At 68.1% G+C, this 9,028-nt stretch carries 8 protein-coding genes and 2 pseudogenes; 5 read left to right on the top strand and 5 right to left on the bottom strand.

Annotation, left to right across the window (positions count from 1 at the left end):
• Nucleotides 1–20: 20 nt before the first annotated feature.
• On the top strand, nucleotides 21–929 hold the full coding sequence (locus tag M6444_RS16675; protein ID WP_298329893.1) for an LLM class flavin-dependent oxidoreductase: 909 nt from the start codon (nucleotides 21–23) through the stop codon (nucleotides 927–929).
• A gap of 137 nt (nucleotides 930–1,066) precedes the next feature.
• On the opposite strand, the gene M6444_RS16670 is transcribed toward M6444_RS16675, so the two are convergent.
• A complete protein-coding gene (locus M6444_RS16670) occupies nucleotides 1,067–1,651 on the bottom strand; it encodes a TetR family transcriptional regulator (RefSeq protein ID WP_298329890.1) in 585 nt (194 codons plus the stop codon).
• A gap of 94 nt (nucleotides 1,652–1,745) precedes the next feature.
• Here M6444_RS16670 and M6444_RS16665 point away from each other — a divergent pair, with 94 nt between their 5' ends.
• Nucleotides 1,746–2,795 carry an NAD(P)-dependent alcohol dehydrogenase gene (locus tag M6444_RS16665; RefSeq protein ID WP_298329887.1) on the top strand — a complete coding sequence of 350 codons (1,050 nt, stop codon included), beginning with the start codon at nucleotides 1,746–1,748 and terminating at the stop codon, nucleotides 2,793–2,795.
• Nucleotides 2,796–2,837: 42 nt separating this feature from the next.
• Here M6444_RS16665 and M6444_RS16660 read toward each other — a convergent pair whose 3' ends face one another.
• A complete protein-coding gene (locus M6444_RS16660; RefSeq protein WP_298329884.1) occupies nucleotides 2,838–3,407 on the bottom strand; it encodes a TetR-like C-terminal domain-containing protein in 570 nt (189 codons plus the stop codon).
• A 97-nt stretch (nucleotides 3,408–3,504) separates the two neighbouring features.
• Between M6444_RS16660 and M6444_RS16655 the strand changes: the two genes are divergently transcribed.
• Together M6444_RS16655 and M6444_RS16650 are read left to right on the top strand one after the other, a co-directional pair.
• Nucleotides 3,505–4,749 carry an MFS transporter gene (locus M6444_RS16655; RefSeq protein ID WP_298329880.1) on the top strand — a complete coding sequence of 415 codons (1,245 nt, stop codon included), beginning with the start codon at nucleotides 3,505–3,507 and terminating at the stop codon, nucleotides 4,747–4,749.
• A 15-nt stretch (nucleotides 4,750–4,764) separates the two neighbouring features.
• Nucleotides 4,765–5,565, top strand: a complete 801-nt coding sequence (locus tag M6444_RS16650; protein ID WP_363326405.1) for an alpha/beta fold hydrolase — start codon at nucleotides 4,765–4,767, stop codon at nucleotides 5,563–5,565.
• A 7-nt stretch (nucleotides 5,566–5,572) separates the two neighbouring features.
• Here the strand turns inward: M6444_RS16650 and M6444_RS23050 are convergent.
• Together M6444_RS23050 and M6444_RS16635 are read right to left on the bottom strand one after the other, a co-directional pair.
• A pseudogene (locus tag M6444_RS23050) lies at nucleotides 5,573–7,133 on the bottom strand (MFS transporter).
• Between the two features lie 131 nt (nucleotides 7,134–7,264).
• Nucleotides 7,265–7,891 carry a class I SAM-dependent methyltransferase gene (locus M6444_RS16635; RefSeq protein WP_298329868.1) on the bottom strand — a complete coding sequence of 209 codons (627 nt, stop codon included), beginning with the start codon at nucleotides 7,889–7,891 and terminating at the stop codon, nucleotides 7,265–7,267.
• Between the two features lie 91 nt (nucleotides 7,892–7,982).
• On the opposite strand from M6444_RS16635, the gene M6444_RS16630 reads away from it, so the two are divergent.
• On the top strand, nucleotides 7,983–8,576 hold the full coding sequence (locus M6444_RS16630) for an XRE family transcriptional regulator (RefSeq protein ID WP_298329865.1): 594 nt from the start codon (nucleotides 7,983–7,985) through the stop codon (nucleotides 8,574–8,576).
• Between the two features lie 191 nt (nucleotides 8,577–8,767).
• Here the strand turns inward: M6444_RS16630 and M6444_RS16625 are convergent.
• A pseudogene (locus M6444_RS16625) lies at nucleotides 8,768–9,028 on the bottom strand (hypothetical protein); the annotation flags it as partial.

The raw sequence follows: 9,028 nt of genomic DNA, 5'->3' as shown, positions 1-9,028 counted from the left end.
GAGGCCGTTAGAGTCCGATGGTGAGGTTCGGTGCGCATCTGCCGCTGATCGATTTCGACGGTTCGGGAATCCCCTCCTTGACCGGCTACGTGGATGCTGCGCGCGAGGCGGGGTTCAGCGCGATCAGCGCCAATGACCATCTAGTGTTCCAACGGTCGTGGCTGGATGGGATCGTCGCGCTGTCCACCGTCGTGGATCGCAGTGTCGACCTGACTTTGGCCACGACCGTAGCCTTGCCGGTGGTCCGAGGACCGGTGGCCCTGGCCAAGGCTGCTGCAGCGTTGGACGCTCTGTCCGGTGGTCGTTTCGTGCTCGGCGTCGGCCCGGGATCCTCAGCCGCCGACTACGACGCGGCTGGGGTGCCGTTCGGGGAGCGCTGGTCGCGGTTCGACGAAGCGGTTCGAGTGCTCCGTTCCTCGCTCACCGAGGAACGCGTGCCGACACCGGACCGCTTCTATGACACACCCGCCCTGGAGCCCCGGCCGGCCCGGCCGATCCCGATCTGGATCGGCAGTTGGGGCTCTGCGGCCGGACTTCGCCGGGTGGCCCGCCTCGGCGATGGATGGCTTGCGTCGGCGTACAACACGACACCCGACCAGATCTCCGCCGGCCGTGACATCCTGCACCGCGTCCTGGAGCCGGCCAGACGAGACACGCGCGCCTTTCCGATCGCCCTTGCGACCATGTGGACCTACCTGACCGATTCCGATGCCGCATCGCGGACGAGACTCGACGCCCTGGCTCACATGCTGGGCCGGGACCCGGTCACGCTCGCCGAGCAGGTGCTCATCGGGCCAGCCGAGATATGCGCCGCACGGCTGGCTCGCTACGCCGACGCCGGTGTCGACGCGGTCTTCATCTGGCCGGTCGCCGACCCGGTAGCCCAGCTGCGCCACTTCGGGACGTCGGTCGTCCCGCACCTGAGCTGACTGCTCGAGCCACGTGGTCGACGCTCTACAACTCCGCTAACGCGCAGGCTGTACGCCAGGTCCGGATGGTCAGGGACGTGTTGACCGGGGTTCCGAGAAGTCCCCTGACCACCCGGCTGCGCCTGGCCAGGCGGGTGTTACGGCGCCACGGCGCGCTGCACCGCTTCGCGCAGGAGGGCTCGCCGCTGGTCGTGCCGGTCGGTGGGCTCGCCGGCGCTGGCGGCGTAGACGTTGCTGACGGGCGACCAGGTCATCGACATGGCGATGACCAGGGCCATCAAGTCGTACGGGTCGCCGGAGCGGACGATGCCGTCCGCTTGGGCCTGCGCGATCGCCCGGATCTTCGCGTCGTCGAATTTCTCGACCTCCGGGGCGAGACGTCCTTCCGGGCTGCGCTCGAGGCGCGCCCAGGTCGCAAGCCGGATGAGGTCCGGGTTCTCCAGGTACTCGTCGTAGAGCCGGACGGCCCAGTCCGCCAGGTCGGTGGCATCGAACGCGACTGCGTCGGCGATGTGCTCGAGCGACTCCAGGAAGACGGCGTCGAAGAGCCGTTCCTTGCTGCCGAAGTAGGCGTACAGCTGTGCCTTGTTCGTTCGCGCGTCGCCGACGATGCGTTCGACCCGCGCCCCGGCGATCCCGTACCTGGCGAACTCGGCGATGGCCGCCTCGACGATGCGCCGTCGTGTCGCGACGCCCCGCGCGGTGACAGGTCCCGTGGTCATCCCACCAGTGCACAACAGACCGGTCGGTTTGCCAAGCCGGACGCACCTGTCATAGCGTCAAATAAACCAACCATTCTGTTTGTTTGGAGACCACATGAGGCACACGACCGGCTGGCAGGCGAGCGGCGGGGGCGGGCTCCGGCGTGCGAGCCTCGTGCGACGTGATCTGCGAGCCGACGACATCGCGGTGCGCGTGGACTACTGCGGCGTCTGCCACACCGACCTGCACGCCGTCGCAGCCCATCCCGGGCCGGGAAGTCCACCGGTCGTCCCTGGCCACGAGTTCACGGGCGTGGTCACCGCAACCGGGCCGGACGTGTCGAGCTTCGACGTCGGCGACCGCGTCGCCGTGGGCAACATCGTCGACTCCTGCGGAACGTGCGATCCGTGCCGGGCTGGACAGGAAAACTTCTGCCGCCAGTTCCCCATGCTCACCTACGGCGGCACCGACCGACACGACGGGATGACCACCCTTGGGGCCTTCTCCCGGGAGTACGTCGTCCGGGAGGGGTTTGCCTACCACCTTCCCGACGGTTTGGATGCGGCGTCGGCCGCACCGCTGTTGTGCGCGGGTATCACCGTGTGGGAACCGCTGCGGGCGCTTGATGTCGGGCCGGGATCACGCGTGGCCGTCGTCGGTCTCGGCGGGCTCGGGCACCTGGCCGTCAAGCTGGCCGTCGCCCTCGGCGCCACCACGACCGTCATCACCCGGAGCAAGGGCAAGGCCGACGACGCGCGTGCCCTCGGCGCCCACGAAACCCTCGTGTCGTCCGACCCGGAGCAGATGGCCGCCGCCCGCGACCGCTTCGACGTCGTCCTGGACACCATCTCCGCCCCGCACGAACTGCGCCCGTATCTGCACCTCGTGGCGATGGACGGGACTCTGAGCCTGCTCGGGCATCTGGGCACGGTCTCCGTCGACGTGCTCGATCTGCTCATCGGCAGGAAGCACCTGAGCTCGGCCGGCAGCGGCGGACGGCCCGCCACGGCCGAGCTGCTGGCCTTCTGCGCCAGGCACGGCATCACCGCCGACGTCGAGGTGCTTCCCTCCGGACGGATCAACGACGCCTTCGACCGGCTCGAACGCGGTGACGTGCGCTACCGCTTCGTCCTGGACCTGGCCGACCTGGACGCAGCGCGATAGTCACCATCGGGGCTCACCCAGTCCGGGCGTCCCAGAAGCGGCTCAGTCCGGGAGTAGGTGCGCGACGAGCGAGCGTGCCCATTCCGGGGTTGGCTTCTTCGAGGTGAACACCGCCCGGTAGTAGAGGGGTGCGAGGAGTCCGTCGATGGCGCGTTCGATGGATGGTGCCAGTTCGTTGCCGCGGGCGTGTTCGCGTTCGAGGATGGCTTCGAGTTGCTCCTGTCGTTCGGCTCGGCAGATCTCGGCGTTTTCACCGCCTGCGCCGATGATGGCGCGTACCAGGGCGAGCGTGTCGGGATCGCTGAGGTCGCGGGCGAGGTCCGCGGCATAGCGCTCGAGGTCTTCGCGGAGGCTTCCGCTGTCGGGGACGACGAAGTCACCGGAGAATCGGCTGGTGGCGACGTCGGTGAGCAGGTCGCCGATGGATCCCCACCGTCGGTAGACGGTCGTGGGATGGACTCCGGCGTGGTTGGCGACCATCGGGATCGTCAGCTGATCCCCGGTCTGTCCGGCGAGCAGTTCTCTGACGGCCTGGTGGACGGCCGCGCGGACTCGTGCGGAGCGGCCGCCGGGTCGACGTTCGATGTGCTGCGCTTCGGTAGCGGTGGCCATGTGACCAGTATCGCATCGATCACTGCGAATTATCGCAATGAAGGCTGCGTTAGAGTGGCTGTCCAGTCACTAACGCAACGATCATTGCGAGGTCTTCGTGTCCGTCGACTCTGAGGCTGCCCCGTCACCCGTCGGTGGTCGGCTCCGCGCACCGGGAACGAGATTCTTCCCCTGGGTAGGCGCCAGTCTTGTGCTCTTCCTGGCCGCATCCAGCGCACCGTCCCCGCTCTACGTCGTCTACCAGCAGCAGTGGCAGTTCCCGGCCTGGGTGCTGACCGTCGTCTTCGCCCTCTACGTCTTCGGGTTGCTGGGCTCCTTGCTCGTCTTCGGCGCGTTGTCCGACCATCTCGGCCGTCGAGCGACGCTCGGCGCCGCCATCGCCCTACAGATCGGCTCGCTCGCGCTGTTCCTGACGGCGCAGGACGTCCTCATGCTGTCCGCGGCCCGAGTGCTGCAAGGGATCGCGACCGGGGTCGCGACCACCACGCTGAGCGCCACGCTGGTCGATCTGGAGCCCTCGCGCGGACGGGCCGGCGTGGTCACCTCTGTCGGGCCGCTGAGCGGCCTGGCCATCGGGGCCTTGGGCAGTGGTCTGCTCGTTCAGTTCGCCCCCGCACCGACTCGGCTGGTCTACGCGGTCCTCCTGGGCGCCATGGTGCTGGCGGCTGTGGTGGTCTTCCTCATGCCGGAGACCTCGCAGCGCCTGCCCGGGGCTGCGAGGTCCCTGCGGCCCCGGGTCGCGATGCCGTCGCATCTGCGCGCTGACATCGTTCCGGTGGTGCCGGCGATGATCGCCACGTGGGCGCTGGCCGGCATGTACCTGTCGCTCGGCCCGTCCGTCGCCGCGGAGCTGCTGGGGCTGGACAACAGGCTGATCGGCGGCATCGTGGTCACGCTCCTGGCGGGCACCGGCGCCCTGGCGGTCCTCGTTCTCCGGTCTCGTTCCGCGTCGTGGTTGCTGGCTCCGTCATCGGCGCTGCTCGGGATCGGCACCTTGACCTCGCTCGCCGGCGTGACGCAGGACGCCGTCTGGGTCGCAGCCGCGGGCGCTGTCGTCGCCGGCGTCGGCTTCGGAGGATCGGTGCTGGCGACGTTCGGCACCTTCGCCCGCATCGCCCGGCCACACGAGCGCAGCGCGGTCTTCGCGCTGGCGAATGTCATCAACTACCTCGGTAACAGCGTGCCCGCCGTGTTGGGCGGGATCGCCGTCACCTCCTTGGGCCTACTGACCGCTACCACCATCTACGCCCTCGTGATCGTCGCGTTGACCTTCACCGCTTTCGTTCTGCGCGTGAATCAGGCGCGCCTAGCCGGCATGACGCAGTCACATGAGACACCGTGAGACAAGGAGAAACCCATGACCATGACCAGTAGGACCACACAGCATCTCGAGGTTCGCCGTCCGCACAGTACGACGATCCGGTACACGGCCAGCGGCCCGGCTGGTGGGCCAACGCTCGCACTCGTGCACGGCTGGGCCTGCCACCGCGGCGACTTCGACGCGGTGACCGACCACCTGCCCGAGTCCTACCGCGTGCTCGCGATCGACCTCGCCGAACACGGCGAATCGCGCTCGGCGCGGGACACCTGGACCATCGCGGAGTTCGCCCGCGATGTGGCCGCTGTGCTGGAGGCCGAGTCCGCGACCTCAGTGATCGTTGCAGGGCATTCCCTCGGCGGGGCGGTGGCCGTGGAGGTCGGCCGGTTGCTCCCGGACACGGTGACGCACGTGGTCGCGCTCGACGCGCTGCACTACCTGGGCCTGTTCCCCGCGATGAGCGACGATCAGGTCGAGGCCATGGTCGGTGGGTTTCACGACGACTTCGCCGGGGCGGTGCGGGGTCTGGTCGAAGGGGGATCCCCCGAGGGCACCCACCCGGAACTCAAGGACGCACACTTCCGCAAGATGGTCGCCGTGCGGCAGCCCGCAGGCGTGCGCTCCATCGAAGGCCTGATGCGCTGGGACATGGACGCGGCACTGCAGGAGACCACACAGCCGATCACCGCATTTGCCATCCGTGACCTGGTCGTACCGGAAGCGATCGACCGCTACGGCGACCGCATCGACTTCGTGCTCGTCGATCTGGGCACCCACCACTTCCCGGTGGAGTCACCCGAGGCCACGGCGAAGCTCCTGATCCGCCTGGTCACCGGATAGCGCGGCCTCAGTCGTCTTGGGCGCTCGGAAGAGAACGAACCTGGTCACCGGATAGCGCGGCCTCAGTCGTCTTGGGCGCTCGGAAGAGAACGAAGACGACGAGGACGGCCATGACTGCAACGCCGACCCACATGGACTGGCGCCAGCCGGCGATGAAGGCGTCCTGGGCGGCGAGCAGGATCTGTTCGGCGTGCTCGCCGGCGTGCTGGGACACGGCGGTGGCGTTGGCGATGCCCTCACGTGCGGTGGCCTTGAGCTCGTCGGGTACTCCGCTCAGGCGTTCGGAGATGGCGTTTCGGTATCCGGCGACGAGTAGTCCGCCCAGCAGCGCGATGCCCAGGGCGGCACCGAGTTCGCGGGTGAGGTCGTTGAGTGCGGAAGCTACGCCCTGCTGTTCGCGGGGAAGTGAGGATGTGATGGCCTCGGTCGACGGTGTCATCGCCAACCCTGCTCCCATACCCATGGCGATCAGGCCTGGCAGGACACTGAGGTAGCCGCCTTCGGCGGACACGGATCCGGCCATCAAGGCGAGACCGATGGTGGCGAGGCCGAGTCCGGTGACCATGGCTGCTCTGGGGCCGGTGCGCGCGGCGAGCCTGGGCGCAAGACCGGAGGCGAACATCATCAACAGGGCCATCGGCATCAGTCCCAAGGTCGCGAGCAGTCCACTCCAGCCGAGGACGACCTGGAAGAACGGATAGAGCACCAAGGAGACGCCGCCTTGCACTCCGAACAGAACGAGCAGGAGTGGTCGTTCCGGAAGACAGCCCGCGGGTGCGGAAGTGCCGGATGTCGAGCAACGGGACCGGGGTTCGCAGTTCCCACACGGTGAATGCGACGGTGGCGAGTACGGCTGACACGAGGGGGACCGCAACGATCAGGTCGGACCAGCCCCGAGACGGTGCTTCATGGAGGGCGAAGGTGAAGCCCACGGCGGCGACGATGGAGGTCAGCGCGCCGACGGTGTCGAAACGACCGGTGGCTTCGCGGGAGTTCGGGATGACGCGCATGCCGATCAGCAGCGAGGCGACGGTCAGCACGACAGGCAGGGCGAACAGCCACCGCCAGGTCGCGACGTCGACGAGCAGGGCGGAGAGGTACATGCCGAGGATGCCGCCGCCACCTGCGACCGCGGTCCACATCCCGATCGCCTTGGAGCGCTCCTTGGCAGGGAAGGACGAGGTGATCACCGACAGAGTGACGGGCATGATCATCGCCGCGCCGATGCCGCTGAGCAAGCGCGCTGCGAGCATGACGCCCATGACCGGGGTGACGGCGGCCGCGACGTTCGCGACGCCGAAGAGTGTCAACCCGGTGATCAGGACCGGCTTGCGGCCCAGCCGGTCACCTGCCGCGCCCAGCGGGAGGAGTAGTGCGGCGAGGGTGAGGGTGTAGGTGTTGATGATCCACAGCACCTGCCCCTGGGAGGCGGCAAAGCTGGCGGCCAGTTGGGGCTGAGCGACGTTCAACCCGGACACAGAGGCGACGACGGCCATCAGGGCGATACCGACGGCCCACAGGATCGCTCGTCTGCGCCGTGGATCGTCGATGACGGGCGCGGGGTCCATCGCGCTGCCCTGCGAGGCGAAGGTCATGGTCGGGTTCCTTCCAGTTCTGGTCTGCCTGGCCGGGCACGCGGGCAGCACGACGCGGCGTCGCGGGCGGGAGGCCGCGACGTGCGAAGAAGAGCAACGATGGGTCAGGAAAGGCGGCGGGCGCGGACGATCACGTCACGCAACTGCACCGGCGTGCCGCCGGGCCGGACGGTGCGAGTGTTTTCGTAGCCGGCATCGATTCGCCATGCGGGAACTGTGAACAGATTCGTGATCGAATTCAGCGTCGCCGTCGCAGAGTCGGGACGGTCGTGGCCGGAGTGGTCGCCGTGATGGTGACCGTGGAGGTGACCCACGATGAGCAGCGTGCCGCCGGGGGCTACCCAGGACGCGAGGCGCCGGTAGAGCGGGAGCTGTCCGATCTCGGCGTGGGCGTAGTTGGTGACCACGAGATCCCACGTCCGGTCCGGCGCCCATCGGGACAGATCGGCTTCCACCCAATCGATCCGGTTCGCCAGGCCGGCCGCGGCCGCGCGAGCCTGCGCGGTGGCCAAGGCGGTAGCCGAGATGTCAGCAGCAGTGACCCGCCACCCCTGCTCGGCGAGCAACAGCGCTTCGGCACCAGACCCGCAGCCGGCATCGAGTGCGGCACCGGGCGGCAGATGCGTCGTCTCGGCCGGTAGGTACGGGTTGACCGGCAGCTGCCGCTGTTCCTGTTCTGGGGAATCGAGAGTCCAGTGGTCTTCCCAGTAGTTCTTGTCGAATTCAGCCATCTCAGCCTCCTGTCGTTCCTGGTGCCTGAAATCAGCATCCCGCCCGGCAATAGAACTGGCAAATATTCTTGCCGAATGGAAAAATCGAGGTATGGACGAGACGACCGAGCAGACCCTCGACACCGTCGGCCCCCGGCTCAAGCACCTGCGGCTGCGCCGCGACGTCACCTTGACCGCCCTGGCCGAGGCGACCGGAATCTCCACGAGCACCCTGTCGCGGCTCGAAGCGGGACTGCGGCATCCCACGCTGGAACAGCTCTTGCCGCTAGCGCGGTACTACGGCGTCACCCTCGACTCTCTCGTCGACGCACCCCGCACCGCCGACCCCCGCATCGACCTGCGCCCGTTGTCCTGCGCCGACGGATCCGTCGTCATCCCCCTCACTCGCCGGCCCGGGGGAATTCAGGCCTACAAGTTCATCCTCCCCACCGGCAGCGACGACACCGTTCCCGACCTGCGCTCCCACGAAGGCTTCGACTGGGCCTACGTCCTCAACGGCACCCTGCGCCTGGTGCTCGGCGACCAAGACCTCATCCTGCAGGCCGGCGAAGTGGCCGAATTCGACACCAGAACGCCGCACTGGTTCGGCGCCACCAGCAGGGGACCGGTCGAGTACCTCAGCCTCGTCGGACGTCAGGGGCAGCGCGCTCATGTACGGGCAAGCACCGACCCGCATCGAGTGTGACGGAATCATGGTCAGCAGTGCGGACCCTCGGGCTATGGTTGGTCGATTTTGGGCGCTATAGCGCCCAAAACCCGCCAGTCATAGCGTGACCGGCCCGCGGGAGGGTCATAGCGTGACCGGTCTCGTAGCCGTCGGGTGTGCGGCCGTTGTGCCGACCGCCACTCCCACCCGCGAAGACGTCGTGAACACCCTCATCGCCCTGCTCGAGCCCTGCCGGTGAGCTGATGCAGAAGCGCATCGGAGTAGTTGCTGCCCGTGGCTATGGTCGCGATGCGGTCTCCGGGGATGGTGTGCTGCAGCATGGCGGCGATTCCGAGGGCGCCGGCCGGTTCGAGGATCATCCCGACGGTGTCGCGGATGAGGTGTAGCGCCTCGACGATGGTGGCGTCGTCGACCAGGAGCATCTGGTCCACGTAGGCGCGGAAGGCCGGGACGATGCTCGGGACCGGGAC

Source organism: Haloactinopolyspora sp. (genome assembly GCF_027324685.1).
GTDB lineage: Bacteria > Actinomycetota > Actinomycetes > Jiangellales > Jiangellaceae > Haloactinopolyspora.
Note: the sequence above shows the minus strand (reverse complement) of the source record. Positions and strands in the feature narration are given on the sequence as shown.

Coding starts and splice junctions, on each gene's coding strand:
- M6444_RS16670 (WP_298329890.1), bottom strand. CDS start 1,651: ATGACCACGGGACCTGTCACCGCGCGGGGCGTCGCGACACGACGGCGC.
- M6444_RS16650 (WP_363326405.1), top strand. CDS start 4,765: ATGACCATGACCAGTAGGACCACACAGCATCTCGAGGTTCGCCGTCCG.
- M6444_RS16665 (WP_298329887.1), top strand. CDS start 1,746: ATGAGGCACACGACCGGCTGGCAGGCGAGCGGCGGGGGCGGGCTCCGG.
- M6444_RS16660 (WP_298329884.1), bottom strand. CDS start 3,407: ATGGCCACCGCTACCGAAGCGCAGCACATCGAACGTCGACCCGGCGGC.
- M6444_RS16630 (WP_298329865.1), top strand. CDS start 7,983: ATGGACGAGACGACCGAGCAGACCCTCGACACCGTCGGCCCCCGGCTC.
- M6444_RS16635 (WP_298329868.1), bottom strand. CDS start 7,891: ATGGCTGAATTCGACAAGAACTACTGGGAAGACCACTGGACTCTCGAT.